The organism is Streptomyces sp. NPDC058955, assembly GCF_042741435.1.
GTDB lineage: Bacteria > Actinomycetota > Actinomycetes > Streptomycetales > Streptomycetaceae > Streptomyces.
On record NZ_JBHYKM010000129.1, the window covers coordinates 1 to 20,751 of the forward strand.

The window sequence follows — 20,751 nt, forward strand, 5'->3', positions numbered from 1 at the left end:
CCGCGGGGGGGGGGGGGGGCGCGCCCCCGCGCCCCCCCCCCCGCGCCCGGGGGGGGGGGGGGGGGGTGGGTTTGGCGGGCGGGGGGCCCCCCGGCCGCTCTCAGGTGTCGGACGGCGCTGGCCGCCATCCCCGCGTGTCCCATCATGCCCGTCATTGAAACTGACGCGGCGTCAGATGGGAACACCCGGGGAGGCGGCGGCGCGCGCTATCCGGCGACGGCGCCGGTCGCCTTCGTCCACGCGTAACCGGAGACGTGTCCGGTCCGGTGGGCGGTGACCTTCACGGTGATCGCCTGCCCGCGCTGGGCGCCGGCGAGCTTGAAGGCGGTGCCGGTCGCCCCGCTGATCGCCCGCCCGTTGGCGTACCACTGGTAGGCGTACGAGGTCGGCGCCGGCGTCCAGGTGCCGCGGTTCAGGGTGAGCGTGTACCCGACCCGCACCGTGCCCGTGAGGTACGGGGCCGCGGTCGCCCTGGGCGCGAGCCCGTAGCCGACCGTGACCGCGCCGGTGGTGGCGGAGCCGCTGAGGTGCCCGGTGCGGTGCGCGGTGACCGTCACGCTCAGCTTCTTGCCGCGGACGCCGGCGGTCGGCGTGTACGTGGAGCCGGTGGCGCCGGAGATCGCGACGCCGTCGGCGCGCCACTGGTAGGCGTACGAGGTCGGCGCCGGCGACCAGGTCCCGGCCACGGCCGACACCTTCGACCCGACCCGCACGGCCCCGGAGAGGGACGGCGGAGTGGTGGGCTTCGGCGCGACGCCCTTCACGGTCACGGCCGCGCTGGTCGAGGTCAGCGTCGGGTGCCCGGCCTTGCGGGCGACGACGGCGACGGAGAGGGACTTGCCCTGGAGGGTGGTCGGGATCGTGTAAGTGGAGGCCGTGGCCCCCGCGATGGCGACCCCGTTCGCCCGCCACTGGTACGACAGCGAGTCCACCGGCAGCGACCAGGACCCCGGCTTCGCCGTCACCTTCCCCCCGACGACGGCCGTCCCCGAGACGGAGGCGGCGGCGGTGTTGCGGAGGGCGGTGACGACGGTGACGGTGCCGCGCGGCTGCGACGAGCCGTAGCGCGGGACCACGGTCACGTTCAGCGGCCCCAGCGGAGCGTTCGTCAGGTCCACGCCGGCCGTCGCGCTCCGCCGGTCGGCGGCGACGGTGAGGCCGGCCGACAGGATCCGGAAGCTGCCGTCCGGGCTCGACAGGAACACCTTGTCCAGCTCGTGCAGGGCGGTACCGGTGACCTTCAGCGAGATCCGGCCCTTGCCGACCGAGGCGGGGCCGACGGTGCCGGCCGTCCACGCCTCGGGACCGCACAGGTTCCGCGCGCAGGTGGCCTCGACGCGCAGCGCCGTGGTGGCCTGGGCGGGGTTCTCGGGCAGACCGATCACGAGCGTGCTCGGACGGGGCTCGCGCTCCGTCGCGCCGTACGTCAGGCCGCACGTGTAGTACGTGCCGGTGCTTCCGTAGATCTCCGCGCAGCCGTTCTTCGGCGGCGTGTCGTGGTAGAGCCACGGCGTCGGCATCTGGTCGACGGTTCCCGACGGCGTGAGCTTCAGGTCGAAGCGGTCGTCCGTCGCCGTCGGCAGGACGGCGCAGACCGCCGTCTTCTGCTCGGACAGCGTGCCGGTCAGCGGGCCGAAGCCGTAGCTGACGTTGGGGACCCGGACGCACTCGGGCGCGGGCCCGGCGGCCGTGCCGATCCGCAGGGCGTCGAGTCGGTAGGCCGGCGCGGGCGTCTCGCCCTCCCGCACCACGACCACCGCCTGGTAGCGGGTGGAGCCGGAGACGGCACAGCCGCGGGTGAAGTACCCGCAGAGCGCCTCGCCGTTGGTGTCGTACACGGCGAGCCGGGCGGTCTGCCGGACGTCCCGGGCGTTCATGTGCAGGGTGTCCCGCGCGTCGGTCGTGGTCACCTGGTGGCACCGGAAGGTGCCGGGCGTGGCCGGGACGCCGCCCGTGGACGGACCGCCGACCGCGACGGCCGGAGTCGTCACGCAGCCGCGTGCCGAAGCGGTCAGGTCGCGGCGCGTCAGCGCGTACTCGGCCGGCGCGTCGCCGCCCTGGAGCAGGACGGTGTGCGCGAGGCCGGGCGTCAGGACGCAGGTCGTCCAGGTGCTGGCGAAGGTGCTGATCGCGCAGCTCTTCTTGCCGGTCGCGTCGAGGACGGTGACCCAGGCGCCCTCGGTGCCCGCGACCCGCTGGATCTGCGTCAGCTCGCGGGCGCTGTGCGCGTCGGCCGGGATGGTCAGGCAGTCGGCGAAGACGCCCCCGCCGGTCCGCACACCCATCCGGACGGGGTTCGCCGTGAAGTCGCCGGGCAGGAAGGTGCGGCAGGTGCTCGCGGTGTCGGTGCGGTGGACGACGAGCCGGTAGACGTCGGACTCGGCGTCCAGGTACCTCTTGGCGACCAGCACGCGGTACGGGGCGGTGCCGCCCAGCACACAGGTGCCGTCGGACAGGCCGCTGTCGCAGAGAGGCGCGCCGTTCGCGTCGACGACCGTGAGGTCGGCGGAGCCGTCGGTGAGGACGGCGAGGTGGGCGCCCTGCGGCACCGGCAGGTGCAGGCAGTCCACCGCGCCCCGCGCGTCGAACGTCCCCTGGTACGGGGCCGCGAGCGTCACGTCGCTCGCGCAGCCCTCGGTGGAGGCGCGGTCGAGGACGCGGACGGCCGCGTCGGTGACGACGGTGTACGGGACGCCCGCGGTGAGCGCGCAGAAGAGCCCCTCCGCGCAGGCCGTCCTGCCGTCGGGGGCGTACACCTTCCTGCCGCCGGGCTGACGGTCGGGGCCCACCGTCTCCACGTCGTAGCGGCCGCTCGTGGCCGGGGTGAACGTCCTGCACCCGGTCTCGGGCGCGGCCGCCGCGGGGGCGGACCCGTAGGCGGTCACGGCCACGGGGGCGCAGCCCACCGGGTCGGACAGCCGGCGGACCGTGAGGGTGTACGGGGCGGCTGCCCCGTCCTGCGGGTCGGCGGCGATGCCGAGGACGCGGTAGCCGCCGGAACTCCCGGGCAGGACACAGCCGTCGCCGCCGTCGGGGCTGGAGGAGGGGCAGATGCGGCGGCCGGTGTCGTCGGTGATCCAGGCAGGGCCCGTCAGCTCGCTGCCGGGCATGCCCGCGAGGGTGACGCGGTCGCCCGGCGCGGCGGCGAAGGAGTGGCAGACGACGCCCGTCGGGCCGACGCCGGTGCCGGTCGCCGGGGGCGTGTCGTACCCGGTGCCGGGGATGCCCGGGCAGCCGGGCACGGCCATCAGCGGGACGAGCGACACGTGGGTCTCGCGGGCTTCCCAGTCGCCGGTGGCGAGACGGAGCGTGTACGTTCCGGCGGCGAGTTCGCACCAGGTGTCGCGGTAGGCGTAGGAGTCGCAGTCGACCTGGGACTCGCCGGCGTACAGCGACGGGTAGGCGTGCTGTCCGTCGACGAGCATCCGGTGCGGGCCCGGCTTCTCCACCGTGACCGTGAAGCACGCGGTGCCGCGTCCTTCCAGCGTGACCCTGCCGCCCGGATCGCCGGGGGCGCCCAACGGAGTGAGCGCGAGGGCCGGGCACGTCTCCGTCGGTGTCGGCTCGGCCGTCGGCGTGGGCTCGGGCGTCGGGTCCGTGGGCGTCGGGTCCGTCGTCGTCGACGGTTCCGGCGTCGGGTCCGTCTCCGCCGGTGCCGCCGAGGGCGCGGCCGTCGTCGGTGACGGCGTCGCCGCCAGGGCCGTCCCCGCCGGCAGCAGCGGGGCCGCGAGGGCCGCCAGCAGGGCGGGGACGAGGAGCAGGTTTCTGGTGGATCTCGGGTGCAGACGTCTGGATCTGCCGCGCGAGCGCGCGAAGTTCGGCATTCTTCCGTTCCCCCCGGAGCGGTGTGGCATATGCGGGCCACACTCTACGGGCGGGTACGACGGCCGCCGACCCGTTATCGCCCCTCGTACCGCGCCTCCCGCCGCTCCACGAAGCTCGCCACGCCCTCCCGCGCGTCGCGGGTCGTCATGTTCAGCTCCTGGGCCGTCGCCTCGGCCGCGAAGGCGGTCGCGCGGTCGGTGTCCAGGGAGGCGTTGACCAGCTGTTTCGTGAGGGCGAGGGCGCGGGTGGGGCCCTGGGACAGGCGTTCCGCCCAGGCTCGGGCGGTCTTCTCCAGGGCGTCCGCCGGGACCACGCGGTTCACCAGGCCCATCGCTCGCGCCTCCGCCGCCGGCAGCGCGTCGCCGAAGAACATCAGCTCCTTGGCGCGCTGGGGGCCGATCAGGCGGGGGAGGAGGTAGGCGCCGCCGCCGTCGGGGACCAGGCCCCGGCGGGCGAACACCTCCACGAAGCGGGCGGACTCCGCCGCGAGCACCAGGTCGCAGGCGAAGGCCAGGTGCGCGCCGATGCCCGCCGCCGTGCCGTTCACCGCCGCGATCACCGGCTTCTCGCAGTCCAGGACGGCCGCGATGAAGCGCTGCGCGCCCTGCCGGATCATCCGGGCCACGTCGCCGGCGACCTGGTCCCCGAGGGAGGGCGATCCCCGCAGGTCCGCGCCCGCGCAGAAGCCCCGGCCGGTGGCGGTGATCACCACGCAGCGCACGGACGCGTCGGCGGACGCCTCCGCCAGCAGGGCGATGATCCGCTCCCGCTGCTCCCAGGTGACCGCGTTCATCGCCTCGGGGCGGTTGAGGGTGATCCACGAGACGCCGTTCTCGACCGTGTGCAGGACCTCGGACATGGGGCTCCTATCGGCAGACCGCGAGCGCGTCCAGCGCCACCGCGCCCTGGCCGCGCGGCAGCACCATCAGCGGGTTGATGTCCAGTTCGGCGAGGTCGCCGTCGAGTTCGAGGGCCATCCGCTGGACCCGGAGCACGACCTCGACCAGCGCGTCGACGTCGGCCGGCGGGGCGCCGCGCACGCCGTCGAGGAGCGCCCTGCCGCGCAGCTCGTCCAGCATCGAGCGGGCCTCGCGCTCCCCGAAGGGGGGTACGCGGACGGCGGTGTCGTTCAGGACCTCGACCAGCACCCCGCCCAGGCCGACGGTGACGGTCGGGCCGAAGAGGTCGTCGCGGGTCACCCCGACCACCATCTCGACGCCCTTCCCCACCATCTGGCAGACGAGGATGCCGTCGAGGTCGATCTGCTCGTAGCGGGCGATGTCGGTGAGGTCCCGGTACGCGTCCCTGACCTGGCTCGCCGACGTCAACCCGACCTTCACCAGGCCCAGTTCGGTCTTGTGGGCGAGCTGGGCGCCGGACGCCTTCATCACCACCGGGTAGCCGACGAGCCCCGCGGCCCGGACGGCGGCCGCCGCGCTCGTCACCAGCTGCTCGCGCGGCACGCGGACGCCGTACGCGCGCAGCAGCTGCTTCGCCGCGTGCTCGCTGAGCCGCTGCCCGGGCCGCATCAGGGCCTGCGCCTTGCGGAAGGACGGGGAAGGGGTGCGGGGCGCCTCGTCGAAGGGGGAGCGGTAGCCGGCGGTGAAGCGGTGGTGGTCGAGGTACGCCTTCACCGCGCCGATGCAGTTGGCGAAGGTGCGGAAGGTGGCGACGCGGGAGGAGCCGAGGAGGGTGGTCCGGTAGGCGTCCTCGGTGCCGACGGGGGAGCCCCACACCACGCACACCAGCTTGTCGGTGGCCTCCGCGGCCTCCACCAGGTCCTGCGCGAGCTTGTCGCTCATGGGCGGGAAGGGGCCGGTGATGGGACAGATCAGCACGCCCACCGACGGGTCGGCGAGGATCGCGTCGATGATCTTCCGGCCGCGCCAGTCGCCGACCGGGTGGCCGCCGTTGTCGACGGGGTTGGCGACGCCGAGGTACTCCGGGATCCACTGGTGCAGCTCGTCCTGCTTCGCCCGCGGGAGCGTGGGCAGGGTCAGGCCGGCGGCGGTCGCCAGGTCGGCGAAGTGGGCGCCCGTGCCGCCGGAGATCGAGTAGACGACGACCCCTTCGGCGAGCGGCCTGCGGGCGCGGGCGAGGAGGGCGGCGGTGTCCTGGAGCTGGTCGAGCCCGTCGACCCGGATCACCCCGAACTGCCGCATGGCCGCGTCCACGACCCGGTCCGCGCCGGTCAGCTTCCCGGTGTGCGAGGCGGCGGTGCGGGCCCCGGTCTCGGTCCTGCCGACCTTCACGGCCACCACCGGCACGCCCTCGCGGGCGGCGCGGTCGGCGGCGAGCAGGAAGGAGCGCCCGTCCTTGAGCCCCTCCACGTACGCGGCGATGGCGCCGACCTCCGGCAGGGAGGCGAAGTACGAGAGGAAGTCGGCGGTCTCCAGGTCGGCCTCGTTGCCGGTCGGCGCCCAGTGGGAGAGCCGGACGCCCAGCTCCTGGAGGGTGAAGACGGGCCGGCCCTGGTGTCCGGACTGGGTGATGAGGGCGACGGCGGGGCCTTCGAGGTCGTCGCGGAAGCGCTCGAAGGCGTTGAGGTTGGTGTTGGGCCCCAGGAGCCGGACGCCGCTGCGGCGCACGGCCTCGGCGAGCCGCTGCTGCGCGGCGGCCCCGTCGGCGCCGGTCTCGGCGAAACCGGAGGCGAAGGCGACCGCGAACCGCACCCCGGCCCCGCCCAGCTCCTCGACGACGGGCAGCGGGTCGGCGACCAGCAGGACGGCCAGGTCCACGGGCCCGGCGAGGTCCTTCACGGACGGCACGCAGTCGATGCCGAAGACGGCGGTGCGGGTCGGGTGCACGGGGATCAGTTCCGCGCCGACCCGCTCGGCCCAGGCGAGCAGCTGTCTCGTGATGCCGGTGTTGGGCCGGCCCTCGGCGTCGGAGGCGCCGACGACGGCGACGGACCGGGGCCGGAAGAAGCGGTCGAGGTCGGGGACCTCGGCGTACAGCGCCCGCCCGCTGACGTCCCGGTCGCCGGGCGCGGCGGCCTGCCCGTGGACGGCGGCGCGGGGCGCCTCCCCGCAGGCTTCCACGCGGGCGCGCAGACCGGTGGTGAAGGTGCCGTGAGTCGATCCAAGCATGGTTGCGCTCCGCCCTTCCGTGCAGGACGCGTCCCGGACAAGTGACCTGACGCCTAGTCAGATTACAGAACTGACGGCCAGTCAGGAATGGGGCGGTGCGGAGGAAGCACGAAGACCCCGCCGGGGGCGGGGTCCTCGGTGGTCCTCGGTGGTCTTCCGTGGGGGGCGGCTACTTCTTCCGGGGCTTCTTCCGGGGCTTCGTCCGGGCGATCCGCCGCGCGATCCGCTCCGCGTCCATGGCCAGCTCCCTGAGCATCCCGGAGATCGGGTTGGTGAAGCCGGTGAAGTACAGCCCCGGCGCGTGGCGCGGGCTGTGGGCGCCGCGCACGACCGGACGGCCGCGGTCGTCGAGGACGTCGAGGTGGCCGACGAGGGGTTCGAGGGCGCGGCGGTAGCCGGTGGCGGCGATCACCGCGTCCGGGGCGATCCGGGTGCCGTCGGCGAGCAGCACCTCGCGGCCCTCCAGGGCCTCGACGGCCGCCACGACCTCGACCTTCCCGGCCCGGAGGGCGGCGACGAGGCCGACGTCCTGGACGGCGATTGCACCGTCCCGGACGCGGCTGGCGAGGCCGGTGTCCGGGCGGGGCAGCCCGTGCGCGGTGAGGTCGGGCGAGACGAAGCGGGCGACGCCCCGGCCGAGCAGGTCCACCAGGCCGACCGGAAGCCGCCGGACGAGGATGCCGCTGCGCTGGGCGGGCCAGCCGGCCGTGGTGCGGCGGAGGATGTGCGGGGCGGTGCGGACGGCGATCCGGACCCGGCCCGCACCGCCCTCGGCGAGGTCGGCGGCGATCTCGGCGCCGGTGTTGCCGATGCCGACGACCAGCACGTCCTTCCCGGCGTACGGCTCCGGGTTCCGGTACTCGCGGGCGTGCACCAGGTCGCCCTCGTACGTGTCGAGCCCGGGCCAGCCCGGCACGCGCGGGGTGTGGTTGAAGCCGGTGGCGACGACGACGGCCCGGCCGGTCAGCCGCCGCCCGCCGGTCGCGTGCAGCACCCAGCCGCCGGTGCCGTCCTCCGCGCGCTCGATCCGGTGCACCTCGACGCCGGTGACGACGTCCAGCTCGTGCTTCTCGGCGTACGCCTCCAGATAGCGGACCAGGTCGGCGCGGGCGACCCAGCGGCCGTACGCGCGGGGTATCCGCAGCCCGGGCAGGCCGGAGAGGCGCCGGGTGGTGTGCAGCCGCAGCCGGTCGTAGTGGCCGCGCCAGGAGGTGCCGACGGCCCCGGACTTCTCCAGGACGACGGCGCGGACGCCGCGGGCGCGCAGGGTGGCGGCGACCGCGAGCCCGCCGGGGCCGGCGCCGATGACGTACACCGGCTCTTGGGGGGTGGTGACCATGAATGCTGAGCGTAATGACGTGTACACGCAGTGGGTCTCGACCAAGAGGGAATTTCGGTTGCGAAACGGTCACGCGCGCCGACCCCTTGCGGAGGGCGGGGGCGCTGCGCTGAACTGACGTACCGTCAGATCTCCGGGGTACGCCGAGGAGGACCACCCATGCAGACCGTCTGGCTCACCGGCGCCGAATGGCTCGCCGTCCTCCGCATCGGCCTCGGCCTGTGGTGGCTGGAGAGCTGGCGCCACAAGGACCGCAAGGGCTGGTTCGAGCGCGGCACGGGCATCGCCTGGGCGGCGGACGTGGCCGGCAAGCACCGGTGGACGGCGGTCAGGACCGGCTTCGAGACGGTCGTCGCCCCCCGCCCCAAGCTGATGGCGTACGTCGTCGTCTACGCCGAACTCGCCCTCGGCCTCGGCCTGGTCACCGGCCTCCTCACCCCGATCGCCCTCGCCGCCGGCCTCCTGCTCAACCTCCTCTACCTCGTCCTGATGATCCACGACTGGGCCGAGCAGGGGCAGAACGCGATGATGGCGCTGATCTCCCTGGTGGCCCTCTTCGCGATGTCCTGGCAGACCTGGTCCCTCGACTCCGCGATCGGACTCTTCTGATGACGGCCACCCCGGACATCGACGCCTTCACCCGCCCCTACTGGGACGCCGCCGCCGAGGGCCGCCTCCTGATCCGCCGCTGCCGTGCCTGCGCCCGCCCCCACCACTACCCCCGCGAGTTCTGCCCCCACTGCTGGAGCGAGGACGTGACCTGGGAGCACGCGTCCGGCCTGGCCACCCTCCACACCTGGTCCGTCGTCCACCGCAACGACCTCCCGCCGTTCGGCGCCCGGGTCCCCTACGTGGCGGCGGTGGTGGACCTGGCCGAGGGCACCCGCATGATGACGGAGGTGGTGGACGTGGCGGCGGCGGACCTCCGCGTGGACCTGCCGCTCACGGTCGCCTTCCGCACGGGGGAGGACGGGGTAGCCGTCCCCGTCTTCACCGCCGCTCAGCCGGTCGTCACGTAGGCCGTCGCCAGGGAGAGGCCGAGGCCGTCCTTCGTGACGCCCTTCAGACCCGTCCCGTGGGGCAGGTGCCACTCCCAGCGGGCCACCGGGATCACCACCCCCTCTGCCACGAGGAGGTCGTCCACGGCGGCCCAGGCGCGGGCCTGGGCGCCGCTGTCCTGCGTGCGCGTCGCCTGGTCGATGGCGGTGTGCAGGGCGGCGTCGTCGAAGCGGCCCAGCCCGTGGCCGTCCGGGAGGCGCGTGTCGAAGAGGAAGCGGAAGGTCTTCGACGGGTCGGGGGAGCTCGGGGCGGTGACGACCGCGTACAGCTGGACCGTGTCGTCCCCGCCGACCCCGCCGTCCCCCGTGAAGGCGTCACCCGGCAGCTCCTTCGCCGTCGCCTCGAAGCCCGCCCTGCCCAGGCCGGCGGCGAGGGCCTCCGCCCTGAACTGGTCCGCCGTGTCGTTCCGCGAGTACGCGATGGTGACCGGGTACTCCGTCCGGTTCGCCCCCTCCAGCGTCGCCCGCGCCCGCTCCAGGTCGCCGTTGCCGGTCGGTCCGGCGCGCCCGGTCGTGCCGTCGGGGCGGTGGCCACGGATGCCCGGGGTCAGCAGCCGGGTCTGGGGCGCGAGGAGGTCGGAGCCCTCGTCGGTGTTGTGGGCGTCGATGACGTCCCGGTGCGGGAACGCCTGGGCCAGTGCCTGGCGTACGGCCTTGTCCTTCACCGCCCGGGTGTTGACCACGTAGAACAGGAGGCGCCCGTCGCCCGCCCGCTCGGTGCGCAGCCCCGAGGCGGACGCGTCGGCGCCGACGCCCTCGTCGAGGGCGATGGCCGGGCGGTTCGCCGGTGAGGAAGCGACCTGCCGGGCGAGCTCGTCGCCCGAGGATTCCTGGATCTCGAAGCGGTACCGGTCCGGGAAGGCGCTGCGGATCGGGTCCGATGCCGCGTCCCAGTGCGGGTTCCGGGCCAGGACCGGGGCCTCGTCGCCGTCCACCTCCGGGCTCTTCTCGACCCGGTACGGGCCGGAGGCGAGCCGGGGCGCCGCCTTGGTGCCCTTGCGCGCGTCGCCCGGAGGGACGGGCGACCCCGGCGGTCCCGCGAGGAGGTGGGGGAAGCCGGTGTCCGCCTTCCTCAGGCGGTAGACGACCGTGCGGGCGTCGGGCGCCTCGACCTTCTCGACCGTGGCTCCGAGGAGGACGGCGAGGGAGTTCGCCCGCCCCGTCTCCTCCTCCCGGCCGTCCGGGTCCCTCAGCACGAGGTCATGCGCGCGGACGAGGTCGGCGGCGACGACGGCGGACCCGTCCTCGTACCGCATGCCCTCCTTCAGCGTGAACGTCCAGGTCAGCCCCGAGTCCTCGGTCCGTCCCGGGTCGGTCGCGAGGTCGCCGACGAGGAGCTGCCCCTTCTCCGTACGCCGGTAGCCGGTGAGCGCGCGGAAGAGGAGCAGCCGCAGCTGGCCGACGCTCGGCGCCCGCGGCGCGTACGTCAGCGGGCTGTACTGCGGCGGGAGGGTGCCCAGCACGGTCACCTCGCCGCCCCGGCGCGCCTCGGCGGCGGCCGGCGCCGGTCCGCGCGAGTCGGCGGCGGTGCCACGGGGGACGTCGTACACGGCGGGTCCGGCGGCGCCGGACGCTCCGGGCGAGGCGCCGCCCTTGCCGGGCCCCTCCTGCCCGCCGCTACCGCCCTTGCCGTCCTGGTCGAAGGCTTCGATGAGTCCCCAGGTCGCGCCGCCCCCGCCGACCGCCACGGCGGCGACGGCGGAGAGGAGCCCCCGGCGGGAGAGCCGTCCGCGGGACGGTGCCTCGGCCGGGGTGGCGGGAGGCGCGATGACGTACGAGGTGGTGGGCGCGGGGGCCGGGGCGGCCGGGGCGGCCACCGGGTCCTGGTCCTGGCCCGCGGGCGGCGCCGGCGACGGGCTCGCCAGGGCGTCCAGGCGGTCCGCCGCCTTCTCGGCCTGGGGGCGGGACTCCGGGTCCTTCGCGAGGAGTTCGGCGATCAGTGCGGCGAGCGGCGGCGGCAGGTCCGGGCGGTGGTGCTCGACCGGGACCGGGGTTTCGTGGAGGTGGTGGTGGATGAGCGCGGCCACGCTGCCGGAGGTGAACGGCGGGCGGCCGGTGAGGAGTTCGTACAGCAGGCAGCCCAGCGAGTAGAGGTCCCCGCGGGGGTCCTCCGGGCCCTCGCGGAAGCGCTCCGGCGCCATGTAGAGGGCCGTGCCGATCGGCCCGTCGCCGGTGCGGGTCAGCCGGTGGGTGCCGGCGTCGACGAAGGTGGCGACGCCGAAGTCGAGGACCTTCACCATGCCCTCGTCGGTGAGGAAGACGTTCCCCGGCTTGATGTCCCGGTGCACCACCCCGCCCCGGTGGGCGACGGCGAGCGCCCGGCACACCTGCGCGCCGAGCCGGGCGGCGGTGCCGGGCGGGAGGGGGCCCTCGTCGCGCAGCAGGGCGGCGAGCGTCCGCCCCTTCAGCAGCGGCATGACGAGGTACGGGATCTCCTGCCCGGTCTCGTCGTCGCGGGCGGTCCCGTGGTCGTACAGGGTGACGATGAAGGAGCTCTCCAGGACGGCCGCGGCCCGCGCCTCGCGCCGGAACAGCGCGAAGAGCCGGGCGCGGTCGGCCTCCGCCGTGCCCTCGGGCACGGCGAGCAGCTTCACGGCGACCGTCCGCCCGAGCCGCTCGTCCCGGGCCTCCCGGACGACCCCCATGCCGCCGGCCCCGACCTGCCCGGCCAGCCGGTACCGCCCCTCCAGCAACGTCCCCCTCATGGCGTCAACTTATCGCGCTGACGTTCCTCCAGAGCTGGGACCGCTTGCCTCCGTCGCACGCGGCGAACGTCAGGAACGGCGGGCCGCCGACCATGCACTGCCCGTTGTTCACGTTCTTGATGGTCCGCCCGGCGGACATGGTGGCGTGGATCTTCCAGGACTGGGCGCTGGAGCCGTTGCAGACGGCGGCGCTGGGGGTCGGGTTGCCCGCGGGCTGGAGGCAGTGCCCGGTCTCCTTGTTGACCAGCCGGAAGGTGCCGTCGCCGTTGGAGGCGTAGGTCCAGGCGTAGTGGATCGGCGTGCCGATGCCGCCGGTGGACCCGCACGCGTAGGTGTTGGCGACGACGGTGTAGCCGGCGTCGTACTCGCCCAGGCACTCGCCGCTGGCCGCGTTCTCCAGGGAGTACGTCCCCGAGGGCGTCGAGCCGCCGCCGGTGCCGGTCGACGGCTTGGGCGCGGCCGTGGTGGGGCGGGGCGCGGTGGTCGTCGGCCCGGTGGTGGTCGTCCCGCCGGAGGTGGAGCCGCCGGAGGTCGTACCCCCGGAGGAACCCCCGGAGGAACCCCCGGACGTCGTCCCGCCGGAGGTCGTGCCGCCCGACGTGCCGGTGGAGCCGCCGGACGACGACGTGCCGCCGTCCCCACTGCCGCTGCCGCCCCCGCCGTTCGTGGTGGACGAGCCCCCGCCGGTGACGGCTCCGCCCCCGTCGACGGGCGGCGGCGGGGCCCCGGGAGGCAAGGAGGTCGCCGCCGGGGCCGACGGCTTCGTGGCGGACGGCTTGGCGGAGGACGCCGACGGCTTCGCCCCGGGCGCGGCCGGGGACGGCGGCAGCCCGGAGGGGGAGAGCACGGCCGTCGGGGAGGCGGAGGGGCGTTCCTCCGCGCCCGCGCGGCCGAGTTCGTACGGGCCCAGGGCCAGCGTCAGCGTCGTACCGGTGGTGATCACGACGGGCACGGCCATCATGACGATCCGGTTCCGCCGCCGGTGGTCGCGCCCGCCCGCCGGCCGCCCGTCGAGGGTGTACGCGGTGTCGGCCGGCGGCGGGACGGCCGGCTGAGGGGTCAGCGGGGCCGTGGCGACGTCCTTCGAGGGGTCGGCGGCCTCCAGTTCGGCCAGCGCCTCGGCGGTCGGCGCCCCGGCCGCGAAGGCGGTCCGCTCGGCGATCCGCGCCGCCACCGGCTCCGGCCAGTCGACCCCGGCGGCCCGCGCGTCCGCGTGCCCGACGAGCTCGGTCGCGGTGGGCCGGTCCTCGGGGTCCTTGGCCAGGCAGGTGCGGACGAGATCGGCGAGGTCGGGGTCCGTCTCCGCGAGCCGTCCGAAGTCGGGCTCGCCGTGCACGACCCGGTAGAGCAGGTCGTGCCCGGAGCCGTCGCCGAACGGAGGGCGCCCGTTCGCCGCGTACAGGACGAGGCTGCCGAGCGCGAAGACGTCCGCCGCGCCGGTCAACTGCTTGTCGGCGACGGCCTGTTCGGGCGCCATGTAGGCGGGCGTCCCGATGATCATGCCGGTCTTGGTGAGCCGGCTCTGGTCCGCCGCCCGCGCCACCCCGAAGTCGATGAGCGAGAGCCCGCTCCCGGTCAGCATCACATTGGACGGCTTGAGGTCCCGGTGCACCATCTCGGCCGCGTGCACGGTCCGCAGCCCCGCCGCCGCCTCCCGCAGCAGCCGCCACAGCGCGTCGGCCGGCAGCGGCCCGTTGTTGAGCCGCAGCGCGTCGTTGAGCGTCACGCCCGGGATGAACCCGGTGGCGAACCACGGCGGCTTGGCGAGCCGGTCGCTCGCCAGCAGCTTCGTGCTGGCCCCGGCGGGCAGCCGCGCCAGGTTGTCCAGCTCGTGCCCGAAGTGGCTCAGGAAGTCCTTGTCCTCGGCGAGCGTCGGCAGCACCCGCTTGACCGCCGCGTACGTCCCCGGGACGGCGCCCAGATAGACCCGCCCCATTCCGCCGGACCCGAGCACGCCGAGCAGGCGGAAGGCGCCGATCCGGCGCGGGTCGTCCGCGTCGAGCGGCATCGCGCCGCTGCCGCGCAAACTAGAGTCGTTTTCCAATTCCCCCTGCATGGGCCACAGGGTAGCTCAGTGCGATCGCGGTCTGAATTGCCGTCAAGGCGTTGTTACCGGGCCGTGGTTGAAGTGGCCGGAAGGGGGCGGGCCGGACGGCTGGAGTTCTTCCCTCCGCCACCCCGAGGCCCGACCCTGGGCGGTATGCGACCCGCACCCGGCGACATCGTGTACGCGTACCGCAAGACGAAACCCCCCTCCCGGCGCCGCTTCAGCCTCCGCCTGGGACTCCAGCACCCCGTCCTGCGCCTCAATCCGATGTCCGTCACGGACGAGCACGGCAACGACTGGATCGAGGTCCTTCCGGTCCCGCACGGCGTCCTGGACACCGTCCTCGACCCGGACGCGGTCGTCCTGATCCCGGTCCTGGACGTGGCGAGCTACAAGGAGTCGCTGCCGCCGGAGGTACTGGACGTGATCCTGGACGTCCTGGACGACGGAGAGCCCCCCTGGCCGACGCTCAGGGAGGCTCTACGGAGGGGGCAGGGCGGGCCTATGCCTGCGAGGTGACCTCGACGAAGGTTGCCCAGGCCGTCGGGGCGACGGTGAGCTGGGGGCCGTGGGGGTTCTTGGAGTCGCGGACGTGGATGGTGGTGGGGTGAGCGGCGACCTCTACGCACTCGCCGCCTTCGGCGCTGCTGTAGCTGGACTTACGCCAGTCGTAAGCGACCTCGATGCACTCCCCGCCTTCGGGGCCGCTGTAGCTGCTCTTGAACCAGGCAAGATCCGCGGTGCTCATCGTTCTCCCAGCAGTTTCTCGATCCAGGTCAGGGACTCCCGCTTGGTGAGTGCCTGTGAGCGCAGGATTCCATACCGCTCGGAAAAGAGGCGAACCTCATTCGGGTCGGTGATGAGACGGGCGTGGCCGTAGATCTCGGTGTACGCGACCTCCCGCCGCCCTGGTGGCGTCAGCAGGGTGAAAGCGCCGTCCAAGTAAGGGTGTTCGTCCCTGTCCAGCAGAAGGATCTGTAGCTCCACTGTCCGGCGCTGGCCAACCTCCAGGATGCGCCGCAGCTGCTCCCGGTGGATCTCCGGTCCGCCGAAGGGCCGGAGCAGGACGGCCGCCTCCAGTAGGAAGGTAAGCGTCGGTGCGGGCCAGCGCTCGAAGAGCGCCTGCCGCGAGATGCGGCCGGCGATCCGTGTCTCGATCGTCTCCTCGTCCAGCATGGGGCGACGGTGCTCGAACAACGAGCGCGCGTACGCGGGTGTCTGAAGAATGGCCGGTACCGCCTGCACCGCGTAGTAATGCCCGGCCAGCGCCCGTGCCTCCTCCTTCGCGAAGCTCTGGAACCAGTCGGGGTGCCGTGTCCGCGCCCGGGCCAGCGCCTTCTCCGTATCCTCCACGGCCGCCGCCAGCACACCCCCCGCGTTCAACGCGGTCTCCGCCCGCAACAGGAACTCGGGCTGCGGGATCCGGACACCCCGCTCCATCGAGGAGATGAGGTCCTCGCCGCAATGCGTGGCCAACGCGAGCTGCGCCTGGCTCAGCCCCGCGTTCGTGCGCAGCACCTTGATGATTTTCCCCAGCGCCTTGAACAAGTGCGCCGTACCGTCCACTTCGGAGGGCTTCTCCGGCCGCTCCTCGTGCTTCCCCGACATCCGTACCGCCCTCTTGGCGTACCCGTACAGTTACCCAGCGTCGTGGCGTCGCTGCTGGTCAGCGTACGGCGGGGGCGCCACTCTCGACGGCATGAAGCCGGAAATCACCCCTCAAAGAAGCGAGCGCGCGCCGGAGTTCGCGCTGCGACTGAGCCCCACGCCCCGGGGCGCGCGCCTGGCCCGCCTGCTTGCCGCGCACCAGCTGCGGGACTGGGGCGTCACGGGCGAGGCGGCGGAGGCGGCGGAGCTGGTGGTGGCCGAGCTGGCGAACAACGCGGTCCAGCACGGCCGGGTCCCGGGCCGGGACTTCGAGCTCCGCATGGAGCGCACGGGCGACCACGTGACGATCGAACTCTCCGACGCGCGGGCCGAACGCCGCCCGTTACCGTGCCGGAACCCCGACGAGGGTGGCTACGGACTCCTCCTCGTAGCCACCCTCACCACCACCTGGGGCGTCAAGCCCCGCACGGTCGGCAAGACGGTCTGGGCGACCGTCCCGCTGACCGGCGGGTGTCCGCGTCAGTAGATGTCGCGCGGCCACTCCGGCCAGCTCTCGGACGCCGCCTCGGCCGGCTGGAGCGGAGTCCGCCACTGGCTCGTGCCGCGATAGACGTACAGATCCTCGCCGGTCTGGTGGATCGCGCCCTTCGCGAGCAGGTCGTTGCGGCCGTCGCCGTCGATGTCACCGACGCCGATGACCTCGTCGTACGTGTTCCAGCCGCCGCCGATCCGGGTCCGGGGCGCGAAGGTGCCGTCGCCCTTGGCGAGGTACAGCCACAGGACGCCGTCCCGGTCACGGGCGACGAGGTCTCCGGCGGTGGCCCCGCCGAGATCGCCGGTGGCGGAGAGGAGGTTGTAGGCGCCCCAGCCGCCGCCGACCCGCTTGCGGGCGGCGAAGGGGGCCGCGGCGCTGCCGGTGCCCGGGTAGAGCCACAGGACGCCGGCCTTGTCGGCGGCGAGGAGGTCGGGGCGGCCGTCGCCGGTCACGTCCGAGCCGCCGGTGAGCTTGTCGTACGTGTTCCAGCCGCCGCCGACCCGGGCGCGGGTGGCGAAGGTGCCGTCGCCCTTGCCGGCGTACCACCAGAGCACGCCGGCGCCGTCCCGGGCGACGAGGTCCGGGGCGGGGGTGCCGCCGGTGTTGCCGGTGGCGGTGATCCGGTCGTACGCGTTCCACCCGCCGCCGATCCGCGTCTCCGTCTCGGGCTCACGGTACGTGAGGCGCCGCAGCTGCCCCAGGTCGTACGAGGACAGGACGCCGCCGCCGGAACGGTTGAGGACGTCCGGCGAGCCGTTGCCGTCGTAGTCGTGCGGCCGGGGAGCGCGGGTCAGGGTGAAGGAGCCGGTGCGCTCGACGGCCGGGCCGATGCCGTTGGCGGGTTCGGCCCTCATGGTCCAGGTGTACGCGCCCGGGTGCGCCGGGTACTTGGTGGCGAGGAGGCCGTCCCAGTCCGCGCGGAACTCGGGGTTGTCGTAGCCCGGCGCCACGCCCTTGACGAGGGCGGAACGGCCGGTGGCGGTGTGGGTCAGCTTCAGGCTGACGCGCGCGTTGGACCGGCTGAACTTCCAGACGGCGGACAGCTTCCCGCCCGCCTGGTCGAAGTCGACCGTGCCGGTCGGGGGCGGGGTCTCCGCCACGGCGGTGAGGACGGTCGGCACGCCGGTGGTGGCCACCTGCGACACGGTGGGCAGGGCTCCCGGGGCGCCGGGCGTGATCCGGTACAGGCCCTCGCCCTGGTCGAGCGTGCCGCCGGAGACGAGCAGCGACCCGTCGGCGGCCGGGACGACGAACGCGGCGTGGGCGAGGGGGAGGGCGGTCGTCTCGGCGGGGTTCGAGAGCGGGACGGAGACCGGGCGGTCGAAGATGCCCGTGCTCCAGCGGGTGGCGGCGCCGATCCGGACGTACACGAGTCGGTCGCCCGTGATGCGCAGGGATATCCGGGCCGCGGCGTCGAGGCCGGGGAGGGCGGTGCGGGTGACCTGGGACGTGCCCCGGACGGCCACGACCAGTCGGGCCTGGTCGTCGTCGTCCTGCTCCACCCAGGCCACGTGCGTCCGCGACAGGGTCATGGGACGGCCGTCGGACACGCCCTGCGGGGCGTACGTCTCCACCACGGACGCGGAGGCGACGTCCACGACCGCCATCGTGTACGCCGTCACGCCGTCCTTCGTCACGGAATACTGGACGAGGAAGGCGTCCGGGTCGTTGATGCCCGTGCCCCGGATCTCGGCGCCCGCGGGAATGCCGGTCACCTCGCGGTCCACGGTTCCGCCCTGGGCGTTCTTGCTCAGGACGCGCACGCCCTGGTAGCCCGCGATGACGAGCGAGGTGCCCTGGTGGTGCATCGTCCGGTAGGTCCCGACGGCGGGGAGGCCGTCGTAGGTGGCGACCTCGGCGCCCGAGGCCATGTCGATCACGGTGCGGCTGGTGTCGCCGATCCGGACGACGAAGTCCGTGCCGGCGCTTACCCCGTACCTGCCTTCCGGCAGCGGAGTCCGGGTCCCGTCGTACCGCACCCACGTGTAGGCGTACCCCGAACTCTCCGGGTGGCGCGCCAGGAAGCCGGTCGGGCCGCCGGGGAGCGCCAGCGTGCCGGGCGGCAGGGAGAAGACCTCCTGCTGCTCGGAGGTCGCGTTCGCGGTCGCCGGACCGGCCGCGACGGCCGGGGAGGTCAGGCCGCCCGCGGTGACCGCGAGGGTGACGGCGACGGCCGCGCCGAGGAGGCGCGGGGCGGTGGCTCTGTGGTGCCTCATGAGGTGGGTGACTCCGGGGTCGGATGAGGAGGTCGAGGACGGACGGCTTCGGGTCCTGCCCGGGGGCCGTCACGGCTCCTTCGAAAGGGGGCGCACCAGTCGCTGGGCGGCGGGTGGCGAGGTGTGTCCGCCTCACGGGGGTGTTCCTCGGAGGCGGAGCGGGCCGATCAGAAGGGAAGGGCGCGGGGGCGGATGGTGTCGTCGGTGGCGTACGGCGGTGTGCCGATGTTCTTGCCGGGACCGAAGGGGGCCCTCCAGTCGCCGGTGCCCTTGTAGAGGGTGATCCAGGGATCCCGCTTCGTTCCGCTCTCCGCGATCAGGTCGGCGCGGCCGTCGCGGTCGGCGTCGCCGATGTTGACGATCTGGTGGAAGGCGCCCCAGCCGCCTCCGATGCGGGTGCGGAGAGCGAAGGTGCCGTCCCCCTTGCCGAGGTAGAGCCACAGGACGCCGTCGCGGTCGCGGGCGAGGAGGTCGCCGGCGCTCGCGCCGCCGAGGTGTCCGGGGGCGGTGAGGAGGTTGTAGGCGCCCCAGCCGCCGCCGATCCGCTTGCGCGGGGCGAAGGGCTTGGTGCCGTCGCCGGTGGCCTTGTACAGCCACAGGACGCCGCTCTTGTCGGTGGCGACCAGGTCGGGGCGGCCGTCGCCGGTCAGGTCGGAGCCCGCCGCCAGCTTGTCGTACGCGTTCCACCCGCCGCCGACCTGGGTCCGCTGGGCGAGCGTGGTGCCCCTGCCCGAGTAGAACCACAGCACACCGGTCGACTTCTCGCGGGCGAGGACGTCGGAGTAGGGGCTCGCGTCGAGGTTCCCGGCGGACAGCAGCCGGTCGTACACGTACCAGCCGCCGCCGTGCGGGACCTGCATCCAGTCGGGATCCCGGGGGTCGGTGAACTGCCGGACGTTGTACGAGAGGAGGCGACCCCAGTCGTTCCGCACGAGCAGGTCGGCGGAGCCGGTGTCGGAGTAGCCGTGCGCGGCCACGCCGCTGTCGACCCGGAGGGTGCCGGTCCGTTCGACCGTGCCGCCGACGCCGCTGAGCGGGGTGGCGACCATCTTCCACGTGTAGTCGCCGTTTCGGGCGGCCGACCTGTCGGAGTAGGCGCCGTCCCAGGCGAAGGCGGCCTCGGTGGCCGTGCCGGAGAGCCTCTTGTAGCTGTTCCAGGTCTGGCCCGTCGCCTTGTGGGTCACCCGCAGGTCCACCCACAGGTCGCTGCGGCCGTACGTCCACCGCAGCGTCGCCGTCGAGCCGGCCCGGCGGAAGTCGGCGGTCGCGGGCGTCTGCTGGGTCACCACCGTCGTCGGCGTGGTCGCGCCGATGTTTGCCACCAGGGTCACGGCGGGCCGGCCGTCGGCGCCGGGAGCGATCCGGTAGACACCCACAGCGCCCTCCGCCGTGGAGCCCTGGGTCATCACGCCGTCGCCGGAGCTGTGGAAGTACACCGCGTTCCGGAGCAGACCGGTGAGGGTCGTGCCGTCCTTGAGGGAGACGGCCGACAGGCCCGCGGCGCCCAACGCCGAGTTGTGCAGGAGCCAGTCGCCCGTCAGGCGCAGGTCCAGGAAGGCGCCGCCGGCCGGCAGCGTGGTGCGCCGCGTCGGCGGCTGGGAGCCGTCCCGGGGGGCGGTCACCAGGGTGATGGCGGTCGCGCCGCCTCCCGTGGCCCAGGCCACGTGGGTGGCCGTGAGCGCGATGTCGGAGTTCGGGTAGAAGCCGGGCACGGTCCGGTTCTCGACGACCTTCGCGGTCGCGAGGTCGACGACGGCCAGGCGCTCCTCGGTCCTGCCGGCCACCGTGCCGCGGTACTGGACGGCGAGGTCGCCGGAGGAGTACGCCGTCCGCGCGATGCTCGCGTCGGCGGGCAGGCCCGTCACCACGCGGTGCACGGTCGTGTCGCCGGCCTTGGAGAAGAGGTGCAGGCTGGTGACGCCGTACCCCTCGGACTTCCGCATGACGAGGGTGTCGCCGGTGAACTCCCACAGCTCCCCGGCCGAGCCGACGGCGGAGACGTCGAGGTCGACGGGCGCGCCGCCCGCCATGTCCAGGATCCGGTAGGCGGTGGCCGACGTGCGCATCGCGACGCGCTCGCCGTCGACGGCCGCCCGGGGAGCCGCCTGGCCGCGCGCCACGGGCGGCAGGGCGATCACGGTGCCGTCGGCGGTCCTGTTCCACTGGTAGGTGGTGGCCACCGTTTCGTGGTAGGTGGAGGTCACGAAACCGGCCGAACCCGAGCTGCGCAGATGCGCGTCGGCGGAGATGACGAAGGGCTCCGTCTGCTCCGCCGCGCCGGCCGCGTCGGCGGAGAGCGAGTGCGGCGCGGCGGCGGCCGCGCCGGTGG

Annotated in this window: 14 protein-coding genes; 4 read left to right on the forward strand and 10 right to left on the reverse strand. The window is 74.2% G+C overall.

Annotated elements, in window-relative coordinates; translation table 11 throughout:
- Positions 1-206: 206 nt before the first annotated feature.
- From ACFW1I_RS32825 to ACFW1I_RS32840, 4 genes are all read right to left on the reverse strand, one after another.
- Positions 207-3,824, reverse strand: a complete 3,618-nt coding sequence (locus ACFW1I_RS32825) for a hypothetical protein (RefSeq protein ID WP_384676805.1) — start codon at positions 3,822-3,824, stop codon at positions 207-209.
- Between the two features lie 74 nt (positions 3,825-3,898).
- Positions 3,899-4,684: an enoyl-CoA hydratase/isomerase family protein gene (locus ACFW1I_RS32830; RefSeq protein ID WP_384676807.1), complete on the reverse strand. Its 786-nt coding sequence runs from the start codon at positions 4,682-4,684 to the stop codon at positions 3,899-3,901.
- A 7-nt stretch (positions 4,685-4,691) separates the two neighbouring features.
- On the reverse strand, positions 4,692-6,914 hold the full coding sequence (locus ACFW1I_RS32835) for an acetate--CoA ligase family protein (RefSeq protein WP_384676809.1): 2,223 nt from the start codon (positions 6,912-6,914) through the stop codon (positions 4,692-4,694).
- 169 nt (positions 6,915-7,083) lie between these two features.
- Entirely contained in the window at positions 7,084-8,253 is a 1,170-nt protein-coding gene (locus tag ACFW1I_RS32840; RefSeq protein WP_384676811.1) for a flavin-containing monooxygenase, read from the reverse strand.
- Positions 8,254-8,412: 159 nt separating this feature from the next.
- Here ACFW1I_RS32840 and ACFW1I_RS32845 point away from each other — a divergent pair, with 159 nt between their 5' ends.
- Both ACFW1I_RS32845 and ACFW1I_RS32850 read left to right on the forward strand, forming a co-directional pair.
- Entirely contained in the window at positions 8,413-8,862 is a 450-nt protein-coding gene (locus ACFW1I_RS32845; protein WP_384676813.1) for a DoxX family membrane protein, read from the forward strand.
- Positions 8,862-9,272, forward strand: a complete 411-nt coding sequence (locus ACFW1I_RS32850) for a Zn-ribbon domain-containing OB-fold protein (RefSeq protein WP_384676815.1) — start codon at positions 8,862-8,864, stop codon at positions 9,270-9,272. Before ACFW1I_RS32845 ends, ACFW1I_RS32850 begins: the two co-directional genes overlap by 1 nt.
- On the opposite strand, the gene ACFW1I_RS32855 is transcribed toward ACFW1I_RS32850, so the two are convergent.
- Both ACFW1I_RS32855 and ACFW1I_RS32860 read right to left on the reverse strand, forming a co-directional pair.
- Positions 9,254-12,016, reverse strand: coding sequence for an ABC transporter substrate-binding protein (locus ACFW1I_RS32855; protein WP_384676817.1), 2,763 nt, complete (start codon positions 12,014-12,016; stop codon positions 9,254-9,256). The genes ACFW1I_RS32850 and ACFW1I_RS32855 overlap by 19 nt on opposite strands.
- Before the next feature lie 4 nt (positions 12,017-12,020).
- A complete protein-coding gene (locus ACFW1I_RS32860) occupies positions 12,021-14,072 on the reverse strand; it encodes a protein kinase (RefSeq protein ID WP_384676819.1) in 2,052 nt (683 codons plus the stop codon).
- A gap of 144 nt (positions 14,073-14,216) precedes the next feature.
- Between ACFW1I_RS32860 and ACFW1I_RS32865 the strand changes: the two genes are divergently transcribed.
- Positions 14,217-14,582, forward strand: coding sequence for a hypothetical protein (locus ACFW1I_RS32865; RefSeq protein ID WP_384676821.1), 366 nt, complete (start codon positions 14,217-14,219; stop codon positions 14,580-14,582).
- On the opposite strand, the gene ACFW1I_RS32870 is transcribed toward ACFW1I_RS32865, so the two are convergent.
- Positions 14,566-14,811 carry a DUF397 domain-containing protein gene (locus tag ACFW1I_RS32870; RefSeq protein ID WP_384676822.1) on the reverse strand — a complete coding sequence of 82 codons (246 nt, stop codon included), beginning with the start codon at positions 14,809-14,811 and terminating at the stop codon, positions 14,566-14,568. The genes ACFW1I_RS32865 and ACFW1I_RS32870 overlap by 17 nt on opposite strands.
- Complete coding sequence (locus ACFW1I_RS32875; protein WP_384676824.1) at positions 14,808-15,671, reverse strand: Scr1 family TA system antitoxin-like transcriptional regulator; 864 nt, start codon at positions 15,669-15,671, stop codon at positions 14,808-14,810. Before ACFW1I_RS32875 ends, ACFW1I_RS32870 begins: the two co-directional genes overlap by 4 nt.
- Before the next feature lie 91 nt (positions 15,672-15,762).
- On the opposite strand from ACFW1I_RS32875, the gene ACFW1I_RS32880 reads away from it, so the two are divergent.
- Positions 15,763-16,197, forward strand: a complete 435-nt coding sequence (locus ACFW1I_RS32880) for an ATP-binding protein (RefSeq protein WP_384676826.1) — start codon at positions 15,763-15,765, stop codon at positions 16,195-16,197.
- Here ACFW1I_RS32880 and ACFW1I_RS32885 read toward each other — a convergent pair.
- Entirely contained in the window at positions 16,191-18,422 is a 2,232-nt protein-coding gene (locus tag ACFW1I_RS32885; protein ID WP_384676828.1) for an FG-GAP repeat domain-containing protein, read from the reverse strand. The two genes, ACFW1I_RS32880 and ACFW1I_RS32885, sit on opposite strands and share 7 nt — an antisense overlap.
- Positions 18,423-18,589: 167 nt before the next feature.
- On the reverse strand, positions 18,590-20,751 hold a 2,162-nt coding region (locus ACFW1I_RS32890; protein ID WP_384676830.1), incomplete at its 5' end, for an FG-GAP-like repeat-containing protein.

Excerpts from the sequence above, each read along its gene's own strand:
- ACFW1I_RS32825 (WP_384676805.1), bottom strand. The coding sequence starts at position 3,824 with ATGCCGAACTTCGCGCGCTCGCGCGGCAGATCCAGACGTCTGCACCCG.
- ACFW1I_RS32830 (WP_384676807.1), bottom strand. The coding sequence starts at position 4,684 with ATGTCCGAGGTCCTGCACACGGTCGAGAACGGCGTCTCGTGGATCACC.
- ACFW1I_RS32835 (WP_384676809.1), bottom strand. The coding sequence starts at position 6,914 with ATGCTTGGATCGACTCACGGCACCTTCACCACCGGTCTGCGCGCCCGC.
- ACFW1I_RS32840 (WP_384676811.1), bottom strand. The coding sequence starts at position 8,253 with ATGGTCACCACCCCCCAAGAGCCGGTGTACGTCATCGGCGCCGGCCCC.
- ACFW1I_RS32845 (WP_384676813.1), top strand. The coding sequence starts at position 8,413 with ATGCAGACCGTCTGGCTCACCGGCGCCGAATGGCTCGCCGTCCTCCGC.
- ACFW1I_RS32850 (WP_384676815.1), top strand. The coding sequence starts at position 8,862 with ATGACGGCCACCCCGGACATCGACGCCTTCACCCGCCCCTACTGGGAC.
- ACFW1I_RS32855 (WP_384676817.1), bottom strand. The coding sequence starts at position 12,016 with ATGAGGGGGACGTTGCTGGAGGGGCGGTACCGGCTGGCCGGGCAGGTC.
- ACFW1I_RS32860 (WP_384676819.1), bottom strand. The coding sequence starts at position 14,072 with ATGCAGGGGGAATTGGAAAACGACTCTAGTTTGCGCGGCAGCGGCGCG.
- ACFW1I_RS32865 (WP_384676821.1), top strand. The coding sequence starts at position 14,217 with ATGCGACCCGCACCCGGCGACATCGTGTACGCGTACCGCAAGACGAAA.
- ACFW1I_RS32870 (WP_384676822.1), bottom strand. The coding sequence starts at position 14,811 with ATGAGCACCGCGGATCTTGCCTGGTTCAAGAGCAGCTACAGCGGCCCC.
- ACFW1I_RS32875 (WP_384676824.1), bottom strand. The coding sequence starts at position 15,671 with ATGTCGGGGAAGCACGAGGAGCGGCCGGAGAAGCCCTCCGAAGTGGAC.
- ACFW1I_RS32880 (WP_384676826.1), top strand. The coding sequence starts at position 15,763 with ATGAAGCCGGAAATCACCCCTCAAAGAAGCGAGCGCGCGCCGGAGTTC.
- ACFW1I_RS32885 (WP_384676828.1), bottom strand. The coding sequence starts at position 18,422 with ATGAGGCACCACAGAGCCACCGCCCCGCGCCTCCTCGGCGCGGCCGTC.